Source organism: Streptomyces sp. TP-A0874 (genome assembly GCF_001748085.1).
In the GTDB taxonomy this organism is placed as follows: domain Bacteria; phylum Actinomycetota; class Actinomycetes; order Streptomycetales; family Streptomycetaceae; genus Streptomyces.
The window spans coordinates 235,465-256,304 of record NZ_BBZK01000008.1 but is presented as its reverse complement, the minus strand read 5'-3'; the positions used below and the strand labels follow the sequence as shown (position 1 = coordinate 256,304).

General features: G+C 71.9%; 13 protein-coding genes. 4 read left to right on the top strand and 9 right to left on the bottom strand.

Features of this window, described 5'->3' with window-relative positions; all coding sequences use genetic code 11:
- The first annotated feature begins 79 nt into the window (after nucleotides 1-79).
- Both BGP73_RS15535 and BGP73_RS15530 read left to right on the top strand, forming a co-directional pair.
- Entirely contained in the window at nucleotides 80-616 is a 537-nt protein-coding gene (locus BGP73_RS15535; protein WP_069815184.1) for a DUF6114 domain-containing protein, read from the top strand.
- Nucleotides 606-1,835: a hypothetical protein gene (locus BGP73_RS15530; protein WP_069815419.1), complete on the top strand. Its 1,230-nt coding sequence runs from the start codon at nucleotides 606-608 to the stop codon at nucleotides 1,833-1,835. The genes BGP73_RS15535 and BGP73_RS15530 overlap by 11 nt, the downstream gene beginning before the upstream one ends.
- A 45-nt stretch (nucleotides 1,836-1,880) precedes the next feature.
- On the opposite strand, the gene pyk is transcribed toward BGP73_RS15530, so the two are convergent.
- The 3 genes from pyk to pta form a co-directional block, all read right to left on the bottom strand.
- Entirely contained in the window at nucleotides 1,881-3,314 is a 1,434-nt protein-coding gene (gene pyk, locus BGP73_RS15525) for a pyruvate kinase (RefSeq protein ID WP_069815182.1), read from the bottom strand.
- Nucleotides 3,315-3,369: 55 nt separating this feature from the next.
- Nucleotides 3,370-4,500 (bottom strand): acetate kinase, encoded by a 1,131-nt coding sequence (locus BGP73_RS15520; RefSeq protein ID WP_069815417.1) that lies wholly within the window; start codon nucleotides 4,498-4,500, stop codon nucleotides 3,370-3,372.
- 80 nt (nucleotides 4,501-4,580) lie between these two features.
- Nucleotides 4,581-6,683, bottom strand: a complete 2,103-nt coding sequence (pta, locus tag BGP73_RS15515; protein WP_069815180.1) for a phosphate acetyltransferase — start codon at nucleotides 6,681-6,683, stop codon at nucleotides 4,581-4,583.
- A 399-nt stretch (nucleotides 6,684-7,082) separates the two neighbouring features.
- Here pta and BGP73_RS15510 point away from each other — a divergent pair, with 399 nt between their 5' ends.
- Nucleotides 7,083-8,108: an ATP-dependent 6-phosphofructokinase gene (locus BGP73_RS15510; protein ID WP_069815178.1), complete on the top strand. Its 1,026-nt coding sequence runs from the start codon at nucleotides 7,083-7,085 to the stop codon at nucleotides 8,106-8,108.
- Nucleotides 8,109-8,216: 108 nt separating this feature from the next.
- On the opposite strand, the gene BGP73_RS15505 is transcribed toward BGP73_RS15510, so the two are convergent.
- Nucleotides 8,217-8,930: a response regulator gene (locus tag BGP73_RS15505; RefSeq protein WP_079127569.1), complete on the bottom strand. Its 714-nt coding sequence runs from the start codon at nucleotides 8,928-8,930 to the stop codon at nucleotides 8,217-8,219.
- A gap of 25 nt (nucleotides 8,931-8,955) precedes the next feature.
- A complete protein-coding gene (locus BGP73_RS15500) occupies nucleotides 8,956-10,689 on the bottom strand; it encodes a sensor histidine kinase (protein WP_069815176.1) in 1,734 nt (577 codons plus the stop codon).
- Between the two features lie 172 nt (nucleotides 10,690-10,861).
- Here BGP73_RS15500 and BGP73_RS15495 point away from each other — a divergent pair, with 172 nt between their 5' ends.
- A complete protein-coding gene (locus BGP73_RS15495) occupies nucleotides 10,862-12,244 on the top strand; it encodes a cation:dicarboxylate symporter family transporter (protein WP_069815174.1) in 1,383 nt (460 codons plus the stop codon).
- Between the two features lie 100 nt (nucleotides 12,245-12,344).
- Here BGP73_RS15495 and glgB read toward each other — a convergent pair whose 3' ends face one another.
- The 4 genes from glgB to BGP73_RS15475 all read right to left on the bottom strand — a co-directional run bounded on the left by glgB (nucleotide 12,345) and on the right by BGP73_RS15475 (nucleotide 20,708).
- The gene (glgB, locus tag BGP73_RS15490) at nucleotides 12,345-14,564 is read right to left on the bottom strand and encodes a 1,4-alpha-glucan branching enzyme (RefSeq protein ID WP_069815172.1); all 2,220 of its coding nucleotides are present in this window, start codon (nucleotides 14,562-14,564) and stop codon (nucleotides 12,345-12,347) included.
- Nucleotides 14,565-14,958: 394 nt separating this feature from the next.
- Nucleotides 14,959-16,641, bottom strand: coding sequence for a maltokinase N-terminal cap-like domain-containing protein (locus BGP73_RS15485; protein ID WP_170837845.1), 1,683 nt, complete (start codon nucleotides 16,639-16,641; stop codon nucleotides 14,959-14,961).
- 345 nt (nucleotides 16,642-16,986) lie between these two features.
- The gene (treS, locus tag BGP73_RS15480) at nucleotides 16,987-18,723 is read right to left on the bottom strand and encodes a maltose alpha-D-glucosyltransferase (RefSeq protein WP_069815170.1); all 1,737 of its coding nucleotides are present in this window, start codon (nucleotides 18,721-18,723) and stop codon (nucleotides 16,987-16,989) included.
- A complete protein-coding gene (locus BGP73_RS15475; RefSeq protein WP_069815168.1) occupies nucleotides 18,720-20,708 on the bottom strand; it encodes an alpha-1,4-glucan--maltose-1-phosphate maltosyltransferase in 1,989 nt (662 codons plus the stop codon). Before BGP73_RS15475 ends, treS begins: the two co-directional genes overlap by 4 nt.
- Nucleotides 20,709-20,840: the final 132 nt, after the last annotated feature.

Sequence of the window (20,840 nt, the reverse complement as noted above, 5' to 3'; positions counted from 1 at the left end):
CCGTCCCCCGCCCCGATCGGAAATCCGTAGTGAACAACTTCCGATCGTCCAGATCGCCAGCCCCAGGGAGCTGTTTTCGATGAGTGCCGAGTCGCCGGGGGCGCGTGACCGCTTCAGCCACTGGCGCCAGTCCTTCCAGATGTGGCGCTGGCAGCGTCCCTTCTGGGCAGGGCTGCTGACGTTGCTGGCCGGGCTGCCGATCGCGTACTTCCCGTATGCCAACCTCACCGTGAGCCAGGTGACCCTGCGGATCGCCACCACCGCGGGATCGGCCTCGTTGGTCATCGGCGTACTGCTGATCGTCCTCGGTCTGACCATGTGGTTCCAGGCCGTCGCCAGGGTCTTCGCCGGAGTCGCCGCGATTCTGCTGGCCATCGTGTCACTGGTGGTGTCCAACTTCGGGGGCTTCGGCCTCGGTTGCCTGCTGGCGCTGATCGGCGGCGGCATGGCGGTCGCCTGGGCGCCGGGCACCGTCCCGGCCGAACGGGTCGACGGCGAGGGGGAGGAAGAGCCGGAGCCGCTGCCGGAGGACGACGTGGCGGCCGCGCGTGAACCGACCGCGGCGGCGGCCGTGTCGGACGACGATTCCACGGATGGGAGGCACCGTGCGGTGTGATGAAGCTCAGCAGGAGGGTGAGGACCACCGCCGATCAGGGTCCAGGGGGCGGCACGCGGCCGCACGGAAGTCGATGCTGGCCAGGATGCAGATGCCGGCCGGGAAGGCGATGGCCCTGGCCGCGATGCCGACCGCCGTCCTGATGGCCATGGGGCTCACGCCGCAGCTCGCCCAGGCGGACCCGCAGATCAAAGGCCCCTTCAAACCCGGTCCGTGTGTGACCCGCCCCGACGAGGGCGAGCCGGACGCGGAGAAGAAGGAGGACAAGGGCGAGAAGGACGGCGAGGACCAGGAGGACGGCGAGTCCGGTGGCGGTCGCCCCGCACCGCGGAAGCCCGCCAAGCCCTCCCCCGGCCCGGGGACCGGCACGGACCGGACGGAGCAGCCGGCCGCGCCGGAGCCCGCCGAGCCCAGCCCGTCCCCCAACAAGACGCGGAACCCGCTGGACCCCCTCGGGTTGGGCGAGAAGCTCAAGGAACTGCTGGGCGGGGGTGCGGCGGAGGCGCCGGAGCCGGAGGCCAGCCCCACCGCTCCCGACAGCGGCTCCTCGGGGCAGGAGAGCGAGCCGGCGCGCGGGGCGACCACCGGCGGTGGCTCCACCGAGGAAGGCTCCGGCAAGGACGCCAGCAGCACCGAGGACTCCGGGAAGCCGGCCGGGAAGGCCGCGGAGAAGCAGAAGGAGCCCGCCTCGGCCGAGGAGCGGGAGAAGGACGGCGGTCTGGAGCCGTTCCCCTGCCCCGAGTACGACGCCGAGGCGTTGAAGAACGCCGAACTCGAGACGCCGCCCAGCGGCAGCCTCTTCCCGGACGCCCCCTGGCGGCTGCACTCCACCAAACTGACCCTGCACGGCCTGGACTACAAGGGCATCGTCAAGGTCAAGACCTACAGCGGTGAGGTCAAGGACGTCCTGAAGTTCACCGCCTCCGGGATCGACATCAGGGACCTCCACCAACTGGTGGAGGGGCCGGACGGCACCACGACGCACGTGGAGGCCGGTGCGGGCACCACCTCGACCTTCCGCAACGGCACGGTGACGATGTACACCGAGCAGTTGAAGGGCAACCTGCTCGGGATCGTGCCGATCACCTTCAGCCCCACGAGCCCCCCTCCGCTGAACATCCCGGAGGTCTTCTTCACCAACGTGGAGGTCGTCCAGGCCGGTCAGTTCGGCGGCGAGCTCACCATGCCCGGCATGCACCTGCACCAGACCCGGGACTGACCGGCCGGACAGCGGGCCGCGTGGAGACCGCGGCCCGCTGCCGGGTCAGGAGCCCCCGTCCTCGCCGCCGAGGTGGTGGACGCGGACCATGTTGGTGGTGCCGGGCACGCCGGGTGGTGAACCCGCTGTGATGATCATGGTCTCGCCCCGGGTGTAGCGGTGCAGCTTCAGCAGCTCCGCGTCGACGAGGTCGACCATCGCGTCGGTGTTGTCGACGTGGGGCACCACGAACGTCTCCACGCCCCAGCTCAACGCCAACTGGTTCCTGGTGGACTGGTCGGTGGTGAACGCCAGGATCGGCTGCTGTGCGCGGTACCGGGAGAGCCGGCGCGCGGTGTCTCCGGACTTGGTGAAGGCGATGAGGGTGGTGGCGCCCAGGAAGTCGGCGATCTCGGCGGCGGCCCGCGCCACCGAACCGCCCTGCGTACGCGGCTTCTTGCCGGGCACCAGCGGCTGGAGCCCCCGGGACAGCAGCTCCTGCTCGGCCGCCTTGACGATCCGCGACATCGTCTTGACCGTCTCCATCGGGTACTTGCCGACCGAGGACTCGGCGGAGAGCATCACGGCGTCCGCGCCGTCCAGGATGGCGTTGGCCACGTCGGAGGCCTCGGCGCGGGTGGGGCGCGAGGAATTGATCATGGATTCCATCATCTGGGTCGCCACGATCACGGGTTTGGCGTTCCGCCGGCACATGTCGATCAGCCGCTTCTGCACCATCGGGACCTTCTCCAGCGGGTACTCCACCGCCAGGTCGCCGCGGGCCACCATCACCCCGTCGAACGCCGCGACGACGTCCTCCATGTTGGCCACCGCCTGCGGCTTCTCCACCTTGGCGATCACCGGGACGTGTCGGCCGACCTCGTCCATGACCCGGTGCACGTCCCGGATGTCGGCGGCGTCCCGCACGAAGGAGAGGGCGACCATGTCGCAGCCGAGCCGCAGGGCGAACCGCAGGTCCTCGACGTCCTTCTCGGAGAGCGCCGGAACGTTCACCGCGACGCCCGGCAGGTTGATGCCCTTGTGGTCGGAGATCACCCCGCCCTCGATGACGATGCACCGTACCCGGGGGCCGTCCACCTCGGTGACCTGGAGGGCGACCGCGCCGTCGTTGATCAGGATGGACTCGCCCTTGGAGACGTCGGCCGGCAGCCCCTTGTAGGTGGTGCCGCAGATCGACTTGTCGCCGGCCACCTCCTCGGTGGTGATGGTGAACTCGTCGCCGCGGACGAGCTCCACCGGCCCGTCGACGAAGGTCTCCAGCCGGATCTTCGGCCCCTGGAGGTCGGCGAGGACGCCGACGGCGCGCCCGCTCTCCTCGGTGGCCTTCCGCAGCCGGTGGTAGCGCTCTTCGTGCTCCGCGTGGCTCCCGTGGCTCATGTTGAAGCGGGCCACGTTCATACCGGCCTCGATCAGCGCTTTGAGCTGTTCGTAGGAGTCGACGGCTGGGCCCAGGGTGCAGACGATTTTGGAACGGCGCATAGGGCGATCCTAACGGTTTGTTTCGAAGCGGAATATTCCTGTCGGCGAACGGTGGTCAGGAGCGGATCAGCGTGTGGGTCTGGCGCGCGATCTCCAGCTCCTCGTCGGTCGGCACCACCGCGACCACGACCGGGCTGTCCGCCGTGGAGACGATCCGGGCGCCGGTGCCGCGCACCGCGTTGCGCACCGGGTCGATCTCGATGCCGAGCCCCCGCAGGCCGTCCAGCGCGGCCTGCCGCACCGCCGTGGAGTTCTCGCCGACCCCGGCGGTGAAGGCGACGGCGTCCACCCGCCCCAGCACGGCGGTGTAGGCGCCCACGTACTTCCGCAGCCGGTGGACGTAGACGTCGAAGGCGAGGCGGGCGGCGCCGTCACCGTCCGCCATCCGGCGGCCGATCTCCCGCATGTCGTTGTCGCCGCAGAGCCCGAGGAGCCCGCTGCGCTTGTTGAGCAGGGTGTCGATCTCATCGTTGGACATTCCTCCCACCCGGGCCAGATGGAAGACCACCGCCGGGTCGACATCGCCCGACCGGGTCCCCATCACCAGCCCCTCCAGCGGGGTCAGGCCCATCGAGGTGTCCACGCACACCCCGCCCCGGACGGCGGAGGCGCTGGCCCCGTTGCCGAGGTGCAGGACGATGGTGTTGGTCTCCGCGACCTCCCTGCCCAGCAACTCGGCGGTGGAGCGCGAGACATAGGCGTGCGAGGTGCCGTGGAAACCGTACCGGCGCACCCCGTGCGCCTCGGCCACCCGGGTGTCGATGGCGTACCGGGCGGCGTGCTCGGGAATCGTGGAGTGGAACGCGGTGTCGAAGACCGCCACCTGAGGCAGGTCCGGGCGCAGCGCGCGGGCCACCCTGATGCCGGCCAGGTTCGCCGGGTTGTGCAGCGGGGCCAGCGGCACCAGCTCCTCGATCCCGGTGACCACCTCGTCGGTGATGAGCGTGGGCTCGGTGAACCGCCTCCCGCCGTGCACCACCCGGTGGCCCACCGCGGCGAGCCGAGGGGAGTCCAGTCCCAGGTGCCGGGCGTCGAGCTCCTCGGCGACCTGCCGCAGCGCCGCGGCGTGGTCGGCCACCGGTCCCTCACCGATCCGCTCGACCAGCCCGGAGGCGAGGCGGGAGCCGTCGGCCATGTCGAGCAGTCGGTACTTGACCGAGGAGGAGCCGGAGTTCAGCACCAGCACCTGTGAGGCGTCCGCCCGCTCCGGCTCCCGGGGGGCCGGCCGGCCGCGGTCGTCCGCGTCGCCGGCGGCTGGGTCGGTGGTCACTGTCGGGGCTCCTTCTGGTGTGTGCTGCTCCCGTCCTGGGCCTGGACGGCGGTGATCGCGACGGTGTTCACGATGTCCTGCACCAGCGCCCCGCGGGAGAGGTCGTTGACCGGCTTGCGCAGGCCCTGCAGCACCGGCCCCACGGCGACTGCGCCGGCCGAGCGCTGGACGGCCTTGTAGGTGTTGTTGCCGGTGTTCAGGTCCGGGAAGATCAGCACGGTGGCCCGCCCCGCCACCTCGGAGTCCGGCAGCTTGGTCCGGGCGACGGCCGCGTCGACGGCCGCGTCGTACTGGATCGGCCCCTCGACGAGCAGCTCGGGGCAGCGCTCGCGCACGAGTTCGGTGGCTCTGCGCACCTTGTCGACCTCGGCGCCGGAGCCGGAGGTGCCGGTGGAGTACGACAGCATCGCGATCCGCGGCTCAACCCCGAAGGTGGTGGCGGTCTCGGCGGACCGGACGGCGATGTCCGCGAGCTGCTCGGCGTTGGGGTCGGGGTTCACCGCGCAGTCCCCGTAGACCAGCACCCGGTCCGCCAGGCACATGAAGAACACCGAGCTGACGATCTCGGCGCCCTCCGCGGTCCGGATGACCTCGAAAGCGGGGCGGATCGTGGCGGCGGTGGAGTGCATCGCGCCGGAGACCATGCCGTCGGCGAGCCCCTCCCGGACCATCAGGGTGCCGAAGTAGTTGGGGTCGGCGACGACGTCGTAGGCCAGTTCCTCGGTCATCCCCCGGTGCGCCCGGAGCCGGGCGTACTCCTCGGCGAAGCGCTCCCGGAGCGGGGAGTTCTGCGGATCGACGAGCTGGGCGCCGTCCAGCTCGATGTTGAGTTCCAGCGCGCGGCGGCGGACGGCATCCTCACCGCCCAGCAGGACGAGGTCGCAGACGTCGCGGCGCAACAGCACGTCGGCCGCGCGCAGCACCCGCTCCTCGGACCCCTCCGGCAGCACGATGCGGCGCCGGCTGGCCCGCGAGCGCTCCACCAGGGAGTGTTCGAACATCATCGGGGTGACGCGGCTGGAGCGGGCCACCGAGACGCGGTCGGTCAGCTCGGCGGTGTCGACATGGCGTTCGAAGAGGCCGAGGGCGGTCTCCACCTTCCGGGGGGAGGAGGCGTTCAGCTTGCCCTCCAGCGCGAACAGTTGACCCGCGGTCGGGAAACTCAGCCCCGGGACGGAGAGCACGGGGGTGCCCGGAGCCAGCCGAGAGGCGAGCGTCATGACGTCGGCCGCCGGCCGCTGGCCGAGGGTGAGCAGGATGCCGGCGATCGGCGGGGTGCCGGCGGCGTGCGCGGCCAGCGCGCCGATGATCAGGTCGGCCCGGTCCCCGGGCGTCACCACCAGGCAGCCTTCCGTCAGTGCGGAGAGGAACGTCGGGAGCATGGCCCCGCCGAAGACGAAGTCCCGGGCATCACGGGCGAGTCCGGCGGGGTGGCCCAGCACCACCTCCGCACCCAGGGCGTGCGCGACCTGCTGCACGGTGGGGGCGGACAGCGAGGCGTCCTCCGGCAGTACGTAGCAGGGCACCGGCAGGCGCGGGGCCAGCCCCGCCGAGACCTCCTGCCGGTCGGCGGGCGCGATCCGGTTGGCGACCATCGCGACCACGTCGCAGCCCAGTGACTCGAAGGCGGCGTAGGCGTTGTGCACCTCGGCCCGCACCGACTCGGCGGTCTGCCCCTGGCCGCCCACCACGCCGAGCACCGACGCCCCGAGCTCGTTCGCCAGCCGGGCGTTGAGGGCGAGTTCGGCGGGGAGGTTGGTGTCGGCGTAGTCGGTGCCCAGCACCAGCATCGCCTCGTACTCCGGCGCGACCCGGTGGAAGCGGTCGACGAGCCGGGAGACCAGCTCCTCGGTGCCCCGCTCCGCCTGCACCGACGCTGCCTCGTGGTAGCCGAGGCCGTAGACGGTGTCGGCGGGCTGGGAGAGCCGGTAGCGTGCGCGCAGGAGTTCGTAGAGCCGGTCCGGGCCGTCCTCGTGCATCAGCGGGCGGAACACCCCCACCCGGTCGACGTGTCTCGTCAGCAGCTCCATCACGCCCAGATCGACCACCTGGCGGCCGTCGCCGCGGTCGATACCGGTCACGTACACGGTGCGGGTCACCCGGGCTCTCCGTTCCTCGCTCACTCGACCGATCGGAGGTTCGCTTCTGTCTGGCGATTACCAGAATCAGATCGAAAGAGGTACCTCTTGACAGTACCTGGGTGAGTAGCCGAGGGCCGTCCCGTGCTGTCCGGCAGGTCCGCGCGGGGCGTCCGGGAAGAGCGATCCTACGGAGGACGGACGTCGCCCACCGCTCTCACCAGGGCTTCCGTCCCAGGGTCGGCGGAGATGCCGGGGCGTCGCGACGGGGCGACCGCGCCCGGTGCGGCACCGGTGGTCCGCTGGATGGAACGGAAGGCGGGCGGCGTACCGACCGTGGAACAATCAGGTCGGCCAAGCTCACCTCCCCCACCTTCCGGCATGGGGACACCACCCACAAGCAGCAGGAGACACAGCAGCATGCGCATCGGAGTTCTCACGGCGGGCGGTGACTGCCCGGGCCTGAACGCGGTGATCCGGTCGGTCGTGCACCGGGCGGTGGTCGGGCACGGCGACGAGGTCATCGGATTCGAGGACGGCTTCAAGGGGCTCCTCGACCGCCGCTACCGCAAACTGGACCTCGATGCCGTGAGCGGCATCCTCGCCCGCGGCGGCACGATCCTCGGATCGGCCCGCCTGGAGCGCGACCGGCTGAGCGAGGCCACTGACAACGCCGAGGAACTCTGCCGCGAACTCGGCCTGGACGCCCTCATCCCGATCGGAGGCGAGGGCACGCTCACCGCCGCCCGGATGCTCTCCGACGCCGGTATGCCGGTGGTGGGGGTCCCCAAGACCATCGACAACGACATCTCCTCCACCGACCGGACCTTCGGCTTCGACACCGCCGTCGGTGTCGCCACTGAGGCCATCGACCGGTTGAAGACGACCGCGGAGTCGCACCAGCGGGTGATGGTCGTGGAGGTCATGGGACGTCACGCCGGCTGGATCGCGCTGGAGTCGGGCATGGCCGGCGGCGCGCACGCCATCTGCCTGCCCGAACGGCCGTTCCAGGTGGACGCCATCTGCGCGATGGTCCGGGAGCGCTTCGCCCGCGGCAAGAAGTTCGCCGTGGTCTGCGTCGCCGAGGGGGCCCACCCGGCCGAGGGGACCATGCCCTACGAGAAGGGCGCCATCGACCAGTACGGCCACGAGCGGTTCGCCGGCATCGGCAACCGGCTCGCCGGCGAACTGGAGCAGCGGCTCGGCAAGGAGGCCAGGCCGGTCATCCTCGGCCATGTGCAGCGCGGCGGCACCCCCACCGCCTACGACAGGGTGCTGGCCACTCGGTTCGGCTGGCAGGCGGTCGAGGCCGCCCACCGCAGGGAGTTCGGCAGGATGACCGCGCTCCGCGGCACGGAGATCGTGATGGTGCCGCTGGCCGAGGCGGTCACCGAGCTGAAGCGGGTGCCGGAGAGCCGGATGCGCGAGGCCGAGTCGGTCTTCTGACCTCCGCCTTCGCGTCACCCGCCTTGGCCGGGCCACCGGGGCGGGCCGGGCCGGGAGCGGCCGGCGAGACGACCGGTGGGTCGGCCGAAGTAGCGTCTCGAACGGCCGTCAGCGCCGGCCGCCGCTCAGCCAGCGGTAGCACAGCTCCGGCCGGCCCACCTGGCCGTACTGCGGTCGCCGTTCGGCGCGCCCCACGTCCACCAGGTGCTCCAGGTAGCGGCGGGCGGTGATCCGGGAGATGCCGGCGGCCCCGCCGGCGATGGTCGCGGTGACGCCGTCCGCGCCGGACTGGCGCAGCACCCGGGTCACCGCCTCCAGGGTCGGCCCGCTCAGCCCCTTGGGCAGTGCGGCCGGCTGCGGAGCGCGCAGCGCCGCCAGGGCGCGGTCCACCTCGTCCTGCCCGCTGGCCTCCCCCTCCGTCGCGCGGAACTCCGAGTAGCGGACCAGCCGGTCGCGCAGGGTGGCGAAGGTGAACGGTTTCAGCACGTACTGCACGACACCGAGCGAGACGCCTTCGCGGACCACCGCGAGGTCGCGGGCGGAGGTCACCGCGATCACGTCGGCGGAGTGGCCGGCCGCCCTGAGCGACCGCAGGAGCTGGAGCCCGTGGCCGTCGGGCAGGTAGAGGTCCAGCAGCAGCAGGCCGACCTGGTCGCGTTCGAGGAGGCGCCGGGCCTCGGCGGCGGTGTGGGCGACGGCGGTGACCGTGAACCCCTGGACCCGGTCGACGTACATCCGGTGCGCCTGGGCCGCCACCGGGTCGTCCTCGACGACCAGCACCCGGATCGCCGGCGCGGGCTCGTCCTGCCGGGGGCCGGTCACCGGGCACACCCGCCGTGGCGGCCGGTCACGATCCGGCTCCGGGCTCACCGAGCGGGAGCAGGACGGTGAACTCCGCCCCGCCGTCCGCGCTGGCCGCCACCTCGATCGTCCCCCCGTTGCGGCGCACCGCCTGCCGGACCAGGGCCAGGCCGATGCCGTGGCCCAGGCCGCCGCCGAACCGGGCCCTCAGGCCGCCGGCGGCCCGGTCCACCGGGCCGCCGGACACGCTGTCCATGCTCCGCCCCTTGGTCGTCCACCCCCGCTCGAACATCTCGTGGACGGCGTCCGGGTCGACTCCCGGGCCGTTGTCCGCCACCCGGAGGAGCAGCCGCTCCCCTTCGGTGCGGGCGGTCACGGTGACCTGGGGCCGCCGGGCGGTGAGCGTGGCCGCACCGCCCGGCGACGGGCCGGCCGCGGCCGTCAGATGGCCGGTGAGACTCATCGCCGCGTCCACCGCGTTGTCGATCAGGTTGCCCAGCACGGTCACGAGGTCCCCGGCCGGCAGGCAGCGCGGCAGCACGCCGTCGTCGACCCGGCTGTCCGGAGCGAGCACCAGTTCGACACCGTGTTCGCTGGCCTGGGCGGCCTTGCCGAGCAGCAGTGCGGCCATCACCGGCTCCGCCACCGCGGCCACCATCTGGTCGGTCAGCGCCTGGGCCAGCTCCAGCTCGGCGGTGGCGAACTCCACGGCCTCCTCCGCCCGGCCCATCTCGATCAGCGACACCACGGTGTGCAGGCGGTTGGCAGCCTCGTGGGCCTGGGAGCGCAGCGCATCGGTGAAACCCCGGACCGAGTCGAGCTCCCCGGCGAGGGACTGGAGCTCGGTGTGGTCGCGCAGGGTGACCACCGTGCCCCGCCGTTCGCCCCCGGAGACCGGTGAGGTGTTGAGCACCAGCACCCGGTCGGCGGTCAGCTGCACCTCGTCGACGCGCGGCTCGGGGGCCAGCAGCGCCTCGGTCAGCGGGGCGGGCAGGCCCAGCTCGGTCACATGCCGGCCGACCGCGTCCGCCCCGAGTGCCAGCAGCTCGCGTCCGCCGTCGTTGATCAGGGCGATCCGGCGCTCCCCGTCCAGCATCAGCAGGCCCTCCCGCACGGCGTGCAGCACCGCCTCGTGGTAGTCGTGCATCCGGCTGAGCTCGGTGGCGTTCATACCGTGGGTGTGGCGGCGCAGCCGGGCGTTGATCACGTAGGTGCCGAGGCCGCCCAGGGCCAGCGCGCCCAGGGCCACCAGCGCCAGTGCCGTGACCTGCCGCTGCACCTGTTCGCTGATCTTCTGGACGGTGATGCCGGCGCTCACCAGACCGGTGATCCGGTCACCCTCCCGGATCGGGGTCACCGCGCGCACCGAAGGGCCGAGAGTGCCGGTGTAGGTCTCGGTGAAGCTCTCACCGCGCAGCGCGGGCCCGGTGTTGCCGAGGAATCCCCGGCCGATCTGCTCGGGGTCGGGATGGGTCCAGCGGATGCCGTCCGGATCCATGATGGTGACGAAGTTGACCCCGGTGTCCTTGCGCACCCGCTCGGCGTAGGGCTGGAGCGCGGCCGAGGGGTCCGGGGAGTGGATCGCCGCGGTCACGGAGGGGGAGTCGGCCACGGCCCTGGCCGCCGCGGTCGCCTGCCGGGCCGCCGCCTCCCTGGCGTCGCCGCGCTGGCTGACGTAGGCGAACAGCGCGCACCCCGTCACCACGATCGCCACCAGCACGACCTGCATGGCGAAGAGCTGCCCGGCCAGGCTGCGGGGACGGGGGACGGGTATGCGCATGAAGCCAGTGTGCCCGTTCGGGCATCACCGCCGTAAAACGTTCGTGAACGAAATGAACGTAAGGGTGACGGGCCTCACACGGTCATGGATAGTCACCACAGTCCAGAAGAAGATTCGTACTCCTGTGCAGCGGCGTCGCCGCGCCAGGGCGTCGAAGCCAGAGGAGGCAGCCGTGGCTGCGCAGACCCCGCCAGACGGCGGCCGAGCAAAGCGTGACAAGACCCACTACCTCTACCTCGCGGTGATCGCGGCGGTGGTGCTGGGCACCGTGGTGGGTCTGCTCGCCCCCGATGTGGCCGTGGAGCTGAAGCCCGTGGGCACGGGCTTCGTCAACCTCATCAAGATGATGATCTCGCCGGTCATCTTCTGCACCATCGTGCTCGGCGTCGGCTCCGTCCGGAAGGCTGCCAAGGTCGGCGCCGTCGGTGGGCTGGCGATCGGCTACTTCATGGTGATGTCGACGATCGCCCTGGCCATCGGCCTGGTCGTCGGCAACATGCTGCCCGGTGTCGAACTCCACCTGAGCGAGGCGGCCCGCAGCGCGGGCGAGGCCCAGGCCAGCGGTGCGAGCGAGTCCACCGCGGACTTCCTGCTCGGCATCATCCCGACCACCATGGTCTCCGCCCTCACCGGCGGCGAGGTGCTCCAGACGCTGGTGGTCGCGCTGCTCGTCGGGTTCGCCCTGCAGGCCATGGGATCCGCGGGAGAACCGATCATCCGCGGTATCGGGCACATCCAGAAGCTGGTCTTCCGGGTGCTGGCGATGATCATGTGGGCTGCCCCGGTGGGTGCCTTCGGAGCCATCGCCGCGGTGGTGGGCGACACGGGCATCGACGCCCTCAAATCGCTCGCCGTCATCATGATCGGCTTCTACATCACCTGTCTCATCTTCGTCTTCGGCGTCCTCGGCCTGGTCCTCCGCGTGGTCTCCGGCGTCAATATCTTCGCCCTGCTGAAGTACCTCGGCCGGGAGTTCCTGCTGATCCTGTCGACCTCCTCCTCGGAGTCGGCGCTGCCGCGGCTGCTCGCCAAGATGGAGCACGCCGGCGTCAGCAAGCCCGTCGTCGGCATCACCGTGCCGACCGGCTACTCCTTCAACCTGGACGGCACCGCGATCTACCTGACCATGGCCTCGCTCTTCGTGGCGCAGGCGTTGGGCGACCCGCTCTCCATCGGTCAGCAGGTCTCGCTGCTGCTCTTCATGATCATCGCCTCCAAGGGCGCCGCGGGTGTCACCGGAGCCGGCCTGGCCACCCTCGCCGGCGGCCTGCAGTCACACCGGCCGGAGCTGGTGGACGGCGTGGGCCTGATCGTCGGTATCGACCGCTTCATGAGCGAGGCCCGTGCGCTGACGAACTTCGCCGGCAACGCGGTGGCGACCGTCCTCGTCGGCACGTGGACCAAGGAGATCGACAAGGCGCGGCTCGACGAGGTCCTCTCCGGCCGGCTGCCGTTCGACGAGCAGACGCTGGTCGACGACCACGGTGAGGCCCAGACCGCCGAGGTGCCCGAACAGGGCGGTGGCGGGGACGTCAAGGAGCCGGTCGAGGTCTGACGACCCCCGGAGACCGGTCGGAGACCGGCCCCCGGCACCCTGCGGGCGGCGCGTGGCGAACGCGCCGCCCGCGGTCGTTCCCGGCTCGGGGAGCCGGGCGTCAGCAGGGGACCAGCCAGACGGTGGCCAACGGCGGCAGGACGGCCGCGATGCTGGTCGACCGCCCCTGCCAGGGGATCGGCTCGGCCTTCAGCGGCTCCGGGCTGCCCACGCCGCCGCCCCCGTAGCCGGCGGCGTCGGTGTTGAGGAGCTCCCGCCAACGGTCCGGCGCGGCCGGCACCGCGAGGCGGTAATCGTGGCGGACCACGGGAGAGAAGTTGCTGACGCACAGCAGCGGGTTGCCGAAGCGGTCGTAACGGAGGAAGGCGAGGACGTTCTCCTCCGCCGCGTGGCAGTCGACCCAGCCGAAGCCGTCCGGCTCGGTGTCCCGCTCCCACAGCGCCGGCAGCTCGGCGTACCGCAGGTTGAGGTCCCGCACCAGATCCCGCACCCCCCGGTGGTCGGCCGCCGCGGGGTAGGTCTCGTCAAGCAGCCACCAGTCCGGTCCGTGCCCCTCCGACCACTCCGCGCCCTGCGCGAACTCCTGGCCCATGAAGAGCAGCTGCTTGCCCGGATGGGCCCACATGAAGGCCAGGTAGGCGCGGTGGTTGGCGCGCCGCTGCCACCAGTCGCCCGGCATCTTCGACACCAGCGCCCGCTTGCCGTGGACCACCTCGTCGTGGGAGATCGGCAGCAGGTAGTTCTCGCTGTAGGCGTAGACCATCGAGAAGGTCATCTCGTGGTGGTGGTGTCTGCGGTGCACCGGGTCGCGCGAGAGGTAGCCGAGCGAGTCGTGCATCCAGCCCATGTTCCACTTCAGGCCGAAACCGAGTCCGCCGAGACCGCCCGGACCGCGGTGATGGGTGGCGCGGGTGACGCCGTCCCAGGCGGTCGACTCCTCCGCGATGGTCACCACGCCGGGGCAGCGACGGTAGACGGTGGCGTTCGTCTCCTGGAGGAAGGCGACGGCGTCGAGGTTCTCCCGACCGCCGTGGGCGTTGGGTGTCCACTCGCCCTCCGCCCGCGAGTAGTCGAGGTAGAGCATCGAGGCCACCGCGTCCACCCGGAGACCGTCGACATGGAACTCCTCGCACCAGTAGACCGCGTTGGCGACGAGGAAGTTCCGGACCTCCGGACGCCCGTAGTCGAACTCCAGTGTCCCCCAGTCGGGGTGCTCCGCCCGTGCCGGGTCCACCGGCTCGTACAGCGGGGTGCCGTCGAACCGGGCCAGCGCCCAGTCGTCCCGCGGGAAGTGCGCCGGCACCCAGTCGAGGATCACCCCGATGCCGGCGCGGTGCAGCGCGTCCACCAGGTACCTGAAATCGTCCGGCGAGCCGAAGCGGGCCGTCGGGGCGTAGTACGAGGTGACCTGGTACCCCCACGAGCCGCCGAACGGATGCTCGGCCACCGGCATCAGTTCGACGTGGGTGAAACCCAGCTCCCTGACGTAGGCCGGGAGCTGCTCGGCGATCTCCCGGTAGCTCAGCCCCGGACGCCAGGAGCCCAGATGCACCTCGTACACCGACATCGGCGAGCGGTGCGGCTGGAAGGAGGCGCGCCGCGCCATCCACTCCCCGTCGCCCCAGCGGTGGCGCGCCTCGGTGACCACCGAGGCGGTCTCGGGCGGGCACTGCGCGGCGCGCGCCATCGGGTCGGCGCGCAGGGAGGGCGAACCGTCCGCGGCGACGACCTCGAACTTGTAGAGCGCCCCCGCGCCGACGCCCGGCAGGAAGAGCTCCCAGACCCCGCTCGCGCCCAGCGAACGCATCGGGGACCCGGTGCCGTCCCAGTAGTTGAAGTCGCCCACCAGCCGTACCCCGCGGGCGTTCGGGGCCCAGACGGTGAAACGCGTGCCGGCCACCCCCTGATGGGTCATCGGGTGGGCGCCGAGCGCCCGCCAGAGCTGCTCGTGGCGCCCCTCCCGGATCAGATGCAGATCGAAGTCGCCCAGGGCCGGGAGCAGGCCGTAAGGATCAGTGGTCTCCAGCACGACCGGGTCGGCCCCCTCGGCGGCCGGGTAGTCCACCTGGAGGCGGTACTCGGGCACACCGCTCAGCGGGAGGACGCCCGCGAACAGCCCCTCGCCCTCGTCGTGCAACTCCGCCGGCGCCCCGTCGGGGAGCAGCAGTCGCACCGAGCGAGCGGTGGGCCGCAGGGCCCGGAACCGGACGCCGCCGGGGACCGGGTGGGCGCCGAGGAGGCGGTGCGGGTCGTGGTGCGCCCCGTCGAGCAGCCGCCGGCGCTCGGCCCGGTCCAGCGCTTCGGCGGGCCCGACCGGCACGGCTTCCGCCTTCCCGGAGCGCCTGCCGGCCGGTGCGGTGCGCCGGCCGGCCGCAGTGGCCGACGGGCGGGCCGGCTTCTTCGCCGGGGCGCTCCCGTCACTCCGGGAGGACGGCCCCGTCGACTTGGCGGCACTCCGGGACCTGGCGGTGCTGGCGGTCGAGGCGGAGGGGGCCGACCGGGCGGGTGCGGCGGCCGACTTCTTGGCCCGGGGCGACCGGCTGCCGGCGGTGCGCTTCCTGCCGGCGGGGGGACCGTCCGGGCCCCCGGCGCGGCCGGCCCCGGCGGCGGCTGCCGTGCCGCGCGGTGGGGGAGGGGGGTCGTCTGACGCTTCTCGGGCGGTCGGAGGGCGGGGGGTCACAGGCAGGGCCTCTCTAAGAGCGGGCGGCAGTGGGTCAACGGGACGGCGCGGTGGACGGCGTGACGCTCTCCGCCGCACCGGCCAGCCGGCGGATGGCGGCCATCGGCACCGGCAGCCAGTGCGGTCGGTGCCGGGCCTCGTAGAGCACTTCGTAGACGGCCTTGTCGGTCTCGTACGCCCGCAGCAGTTCGGGCTCGTGGCGGGGGTCGCTGCCGGCGGCCTCCGCGTAGCCGCCGCAGTAGGCGGCGCGTCCGTGCAGCACCCACTGCTGGGCCCACCGCGCGGAGTCCGGTCCCGTCTGGCTGCGTGCCGCGTAGTCGAAGGACCGGAGCATGCCCGCGATGTCGTGGGCGACCGGCCGCAGCCGGCGGCGTTCGCTGATCGGCCGGGCCGGTTCGCCCTCGAAGTCGATCAGTGCCCAGCGGCCGTCGTGCGCGGTGCGCAGCGTCTGCCCGAGGTGCAGGTCACCGTGCATCCGCTGGGCGTGCCAGGTGCGTCCCCGCCGGCCGAGCGACGCGAGTTCGTCGAAGGCGGTGCGCAGCCGCTCCCGGTACGGGCGCAGGGCCGGCACCGCGCTGGCCGCGGCCTCCAAGCGCTGGGTCATCCCGGCGGCGATGCGCTCGATCTGAGTCCGGTGCAGCGTGCCGGTCGGCAGCGCGGCGGCCAGGGCGGTGTGCACCTCGGCGGTGGCCCGGCCCAGCGCGCGGGCCGCCCCGCTGAAGTCGGCGCGTACCGAGAGGGAGTTCATGGCCAGTTGCCAGCCGTCGGTGGAACCGGGCAGGAAGGGCTGGAGGATGCCGAGTGTCATCCGCTGCCCGCCCGGACCGCGCCCGCCGCTCTCCCGGGCGTCCGCCGAGCCGTCCGGCCCGGCAGCGGGAGGTGCCTCGTCGCCCTCCGCCTCGAACCAGGCCGTCGGATGCGGCACCCGGTCGCAGCCGGCCCGGGCCAGCGCCAGCGGGAGTTCCAGGTCCGGATTGGTGCCGGACCCGATGCGCCGGAAAATCTTGAGGATGTACGAGTCCCCGTAGACCACCGAGGAGTTCGACTGCTCGGCGGTGATCAGCCGCGGGGTCAGTCCGGAGGCGATGGCCGAGCCCGGGGCGCGGGTGAAGTGGAGCGTGCCGAGCCGGCCGGGCACCCGCAGCCGTTCCAGCAGGACTCCCGTCAGACGGGGGTCCTGGAGGGCCTCGTACACCGCGGCGCCGTGCAGCGGGCCACCGGCGGGTCGGCCGATCAGCGCGCCGGCGAGTTGCGGCGGCAGGCAGTTCCGGATGCCCAGCAGCAGCTGGTAGCAGTCGGCGGCGGGCTGCCGTCCGGCGGTGGCGGCCTGTTCCGCCCGCAGCAGGAGATGGAGCAGGCCCGGCGCCGCGCCGCCGGCCGAGCAGGGCAGCATCTCGGTCGCCGCCACCAGGGAGAAGCCGGTGATCGGACTGCCCTTGCCGGCGAACCAGCGTTGCCGGGGCAGCCACTCCCGCAGTAGCGGGGTGAGCGAGGGCAGTAGCCCCGGGCTGCCGTGCGGAGCGGTGTCCGGCGGTCCGTCCGGGGCGGGGCCGGCGCGGCGCGGGACCCGGAGTGCCGGTGAGCCGCGCGAGGGGGCGCCGGTGTCGGTGTCCCCACCGCTCCCGGACGGTCCGGAGGGCCGGGCCGCTCCCGCGGTCCGGCCCTCAGAAGTCCGGGCCGCGGTGAACGGGGTGGCGCGGATCGAGCCCTCCGACATGCCGTCGCGTCCTTTCCCGAACACACCACAGATGCGCAGAGTGTCCCGGATCGCCGTGGTGGCTGTCGGGTGGTGCGGGACGTGTCGGAGGAGGTCGTCCGAACAGGTAAGGCGATTGGACTATTCGCGGCGTGGCCCGCGGCGGCAGCCGGGTGCGCCGCGGGTCCTGCCGCCGGGTGGCGGCCGTTCAGTGCCCGTGGGTGAACCCTCGTTCGGAAAGCCCGAGGAGATTGATGCCTTCGATTCCGAGGCGGAGGAGGGAGTAATGGCGGAGCAGTCACGACCGACGGCAACGCGTGAGGCGAGGCCCCCCTCGGACTCGGGTGCGGGTTCGTCCACCGGCACTCAGCCGGGGAGGACGGCGGCCTCCTCGGCCCGGCGAAGTCGGAACCAGTAGAAGCCGTGGCCGGCGAGGGTGAGGAGGTACGGCAGCTCGCCGATGGCCGGGAAGCGCACGCCGCCGATCAGCTCGACGGGGTGGCGTCCGTTGAAGGCCGGCAGGTCGAGTTCGGTCGGCTGTGCGAACCGGGAGAAGTTGTTGACGCAGAGCACGAGGTCGTCCTCCTCCTCGCCGGGCATCCGCACCTCGCGGAGGAAGGCGAGCACCGCGGGGTTGCTGGAGGGCAGTTCGGTGTACGTGCCCAGGCCGAACGCCGGGTTCTGCTTGCGGATCTCGATCATCCGCCGGGTCCAGTGGAGCAGCGAGGAGGGGCTGCTCATGGCGGCCTCGACATTGGTCACCTGGTAGCCGTAGACCGGGTCCATGATGGTCGGCAGGGTGAGCCGGCCGGGGTCGCAGGAGGAGAAGCCGGCGTTCCGGTCGGGTGTCCACTGCATGGGGGTACGGACGGCGTCCCGGTCACCGAGCCAGATGTTGTCCCCCATGCCGATCTCGTCCCCGTAGTAGAGGATCGGCGAGCCGGGCAGCGACAGGAGCAGCGCGGTGAACAGCTCGATCTGCTTGCGGTCGTTGTCCAGCAGCGGGGCGAGCCGGCGCCGGATACCGATGTTCGCCCGCATCCGGGGATCCTTGGCGTACTCCGCGTACATGTAGTCGCGCTCCTCGTCGGTGACCATCTCCAGGGTCAACTCGTCGTGGTTGCGCAGGAAGACGCCCCACTGGCAGCCGGCCGGGATGGCCGGGGTCTTGGCCAGGATCTCCGAGACGGGGAAGCGCGACTCCCGCCGGACCGCCATGAAGATCCGGGGCATCACCGGGAAGTGGAAGGCCATGTGGCACTCGTCGCCGCCCTCGGCGTAGTCGCCGAAGTAGTCCACCACGTCCTCGGGCCACTGGTTGGCCTCGGCGAGCAGCACGGTGTCCGGGTAGTGGGCGTCGATCTCGGCCCGCACCCGCTTGAGCAGTTGGTGGGTCCGGGGCAGGTTCTCGCAGTTGGTGCCCTCCTCGGCGTAGAGGTAGGGCACGGCGTCCAGCCGGAAGCCGTCGATGCCCAGGTCCAGCCAGAACCGCAGCGCCGAGACGATCTCCTCCTGGACGGCCGGGTTCTCGTAGTTGAGGTCCGGCTGGTGGGAGAAGAAGCGGTGCCAGTAGTACTGCTTCCGCACCGGGTCGAAGGTCCAGTTCGACGCCTCGGTGTCGACGAAGATGATCCGGGCTTCCGGGTACTGCTTGTCGTCGTCGGCCCAGACGTAGTAGTCCCCGTAGGGGCCGGTGGGGTCGCGGCGGGACTCCTGGAACCACCTGTGCTGGTCGCTGGTGTGGTTCATCACGAAGTCGATGATCACCCGCATCCCGCGCTGGTGCGCCGCGTCGACGAACTCGACGAAGTCGGCCAGGTCGCCGAACTCGGGGAGCACCGCGGTGTAGTCGGAGACGTCGTAGCCGCCGTCGCGCAGCGGTGAGGCGAAGAACGGCGGCAGCCAGAGGCAGTCGACGCCCAGCCACTGCAGGTAGTCGAGCTTGGCGGTGAGGCCCTTCAGATCGCCGACGCCGTCACCGTTGCTGTCCTGGAAGGACCGCACCAGCACCTCGTAGAAGACGGCGCGTTTGAACCAGTCGGGATCGCGGTCCTTGGCGGGGGTGTCCTCGAACTTGTCGGGGACCGGTTCGTTGACGGTCATTTTGTGGGTGACCCTCCGATCGGTGAGGACGGTCGCAGGGACAGTACGTGCGCGGGGCGGACGCCCGGCTCCAGACGTACGAAGTTGTCCCTGCCCCAGTGGTAGGTCTCGCCGGTGAGCTCGTCGCGCACCGGGACGGCCTCGTCCCATCCGAGGCCGAGCGCCGGCATGTCCAACGAGACCGTCGCCTCCTGGGTGTGGTGCGGATCAAGGTTGGCGACGGTCAGCACGGTGTCGTCGCCGGCCCGTTTCGAGTAGGCGATCACCTCCTCGTTGTCGGCTCGGTGGAAGTGCAGATCGCGGAGTTGCTGGAGCGCCGGATGACGGCGGCGCACCTGGTTGAGCGCCGTGATCAGCGGGGCGATGGTCCGGCCCGTACGGTCGGCGGTCTCCCAGTCGCGGGGGCGGAGCTCGTACTTCTCGGAGCGGGCGTACTCCTCGCTGCCGGGCTGGACCGGGGTGTTCTCGCAGAGTTCGTAACCTGCGTACACGCCCCAGGAGGGTGCGAGCGTGGCCGCCAGCACCGCCCGTACCTCGAAGGCCGGCCGGCCGCCGTCCTGGAGGTAGCCGGAGAGGATGTCCGGGGTGTTGACGAAGAAGTTGGGGCGCATGAAGCCGGCCGTCTCACGGCTCAGCTCGGTGAGGTACTCGGTCAGCTCCCGCTTGGTGTTGCGCCAGGTGAAGTAGGTGTACGACTGCTGGAAGCCCACCGCGGCCAGGGCGCGCATCATCGCCGGCCGGGTGAACGCCTCGGCGAGGAAGAGCACGTCTGGGTCGGTCTCGCCGACGGCCGCAAGCAGCCGCTCCCAGAAGACGACCGGCTTGGTGTGCGGATTGTCCACCCGGAAGATCCGCACCCCGTGGTCCATCCAGTGCCGCAGTACCCGCTCGGTCTCCGCCAGGATGCCGTCGAGATCCTGTTCGAAGTCGAGCGGATGGATGTCCTGGTACTTCTTCGGCGGGTTCTCGGCGTACGCGATGGTGCCGTCGGGCCGCTGCCGGAACCACTCGGGACGCTTCTGCACCCAGGGGTGGTCCGGTGAGCACTGGAGAGCGAAGTCGAGCGCCACCTCGATCCCCAGTCCTCGGGCGGTGGCCACGAAGTGGTCGAAGTCCTCCAGCGTGCCCAGGTCGGGGTGGACGGCGTCGTGGCCGCCGCCGGGTGAGCCGATCGCCCAGGGGGAGCCGACGTCGTGCGGACCGGCCGAGAGCGCGTTGTCGGGCCCCTTGCGGTGCGCCGTGCCGATCGGGTGGATCGGCGGCAGGTAGACGACGTCGAAGCCCATCGCGGCGACGGCCGGCAGCCGCCCGGCGGCGGTCCGCAGCGTGCCGGAGACCGGTGGCCGGCCCGGTTCGACCACCGCTCCCTCGGAGCGCGGGAAGAACTCGTACCAGGATCCGAAGAGGGCGCGGCGCCGTTCGACCCGCAGCCGCAGCGGTGCGGAGGCGGTGACCGTCTCCCGCAGCGGGTGCCGCTCCAGCGCGGCGGCGGCCTCGGGGCAACTCGCCCCGGCGAACCGCTCGCCGGGCGCCAACCGGTCGTCCTCCAGCGCCGCCGCGGCGCGCAGAACGGCTTGCCGCCCCGCCCCCTCCGGCATGCCGGCCGCGGCCCGCCGGTGCAGCTCGGCGCCCTCCGCGAGCACCACCGCGGTGTCGACCTCGGCCGGGAGCTTCAGCTCGGCCTCCCGCCGCCAGGTCGTCAGCGGATCGCCCCAGGCCTCGACCGTGTAAGTCCACAGGCCCTCCCGGTCCGCGGAGACCGCCGCGTGCCACCGGTCGGTGCCCGGCGCCAGTTCCCGCATCGGGGTCCAGGGCCCGGGGGCGCCCGAGGGGTCCCGCAGCACCACGTTGGCGCCGACGGCCCCGTGTCCTTCACGGAAGACGGTGGCGGTGACGTCGAACCGCTCACCGGGCACCGCCTTGGCCGGCCGGCGACCGCAGTCGACGCTCGGACCGACGTCCAGCACGGGGATGCGTCCAATCATGGGGACCACCTGAGGCTGTAGGGGACTGTGTTTTCGCTGCACCTGCCAACGACCGGGTGTGTGACCACGGGCGGTGTCCGGCGTCGTCTGCCTCCCTCCGCCTGGACGCGAAGCCGTAGGACGCCGCTCGGT

Bases quoted from the DNA above. Each gene is read 5' to 3' on its own strand.
- pyk (WP_069815182.1), bottom strand. From the start codon at position 3,314: ATGCGCCGTTCCAAAATCGTCTGCACCCTGGGCCCAGCCGTCGACTCC.
- BGP73_RS15475 (WP_069815168.1), bottom strand. From the start codon at position 20,708: ATGATTGGACGCATCCCCGTGCTGGACGTCGGTCCGAGCGTCGACTGC.
- BGP73_RS15485 (WP_170837845.1), bottom strand. From the start codon at position 16,641: ATGTCGGAGGGCTCGATCCGCGCCACCCCGTTCACCGCGGCCCGGACT.
- BGP73_RS15510 (WP_069815178.1), top strand. From the start codon at position 7,083: ATGCGCATCGGAGTTCTCACGGCGGGCGGTGACTGCCCGGGCCTGAAC.
- BGP73_RS15535 (WP_069815184.1), top strand. From the start codon at position 80: ATGAGTGCCGAGTCGCCGGGGGCGCGTGACCGCTTCAGCCACTGGCGC.
- BGP73_RS15500 (WP_069815176.1), bottom strand. From the start codon at position 10,689: ATGCGCATACCCGTCCCCCGTCCCCGCAGCCTGGCCGGGCAGCTCTTC.
- treS (WP_069815170.1), bottom strand. From the start codon at position 18,723: ATGACCGTCAACGAACCGGTCCCCGACAAGTTCGAGGACACCCCCGCC.